The following is a 712-nucleotide window of genomic DNA, read 5'->3' on the forward strand; positions in this document are numbered from 1 at the left end:
GTGCCGCGCTCGCCGGCATCTGCGGCGGCTGCGGCACGACGGCCGCATCGCCCAGCTTCGCCCCTTTCAGCAGCAGGTCGCCCACTTCGATCACGCCGTCGTCGGCAAACGCGAGCGCGCGCTCCAGCACGTTTTCCAGCTCGCGCACATTGCCCGGGAACGCGTAGCCGCGCAGCGCGTCCAGCACGCCGGGCCCCAGTCGCGCCCCGCCCGGCCCGGCCAGGCGCGCGAGGATGGCATCGACCAGCAGCGGCAAATCGTCCAGCCGTTCGCGCAGCGGCGGCAGCGTCAATTCGATCACGTTCAGGCGGTAGAACAGGTCCTGGCGGAAGCTGCCGTTTTCCACGCACTGCGCGAGATCCTTGTGCGTGGCGCTGATGATGCGCACGTCGACCGGTTCCTCGACCGTGGCGCCGATCTTGCGCACGCGCCGCTCCTGGATCGCGCGCAGCAGTTTGACCTGCATCGCGAGCGGCAGGTCCGCCACCTCGTCGAGCATCAGCGTGCCGCCGTTGGCGGCCTGGAAGAAGCCGTCGCGCTCGTCGTTCGCGCCCGTGAACGCGCCCTTGCGGTAGCCGAAGAACTCGGCCTCCATCAGCGCCTCGGGGATCGCGCCGCAGTTCACGGCGACGAACGGCTTGCCCGCGCGCGCGCTCTGCGTGTGGATCTCGCGCGCGGCCAGTTCCTTGCCGCTGCCGGATTCGCCGTTGAT

1 protein-coding gene is annotated in these 712 nt (G+C 70.4%); it reads right to left on the reverse strand.

Annotated features, from left to right (window positions below; genetic code table 11):
- Positions 1-712 (reverse strand): sigma 54-interacting transcriptional regulator (locus tag ACEN88_RS33440; protein WP_413346634.1); only part of this gene is annotated, 712 nt, incomplete at both ends.

Origin of the sequence: Massilia sp. CT11-108 (assembly GCF_047302915.1) — a bacterium.
Lineage (GTDB): Bacteria > Pseudomonadota > Gammaproteobacteria > Burkholderiales > Burkholderiaceae_D > Telluria > Telluria orientalis.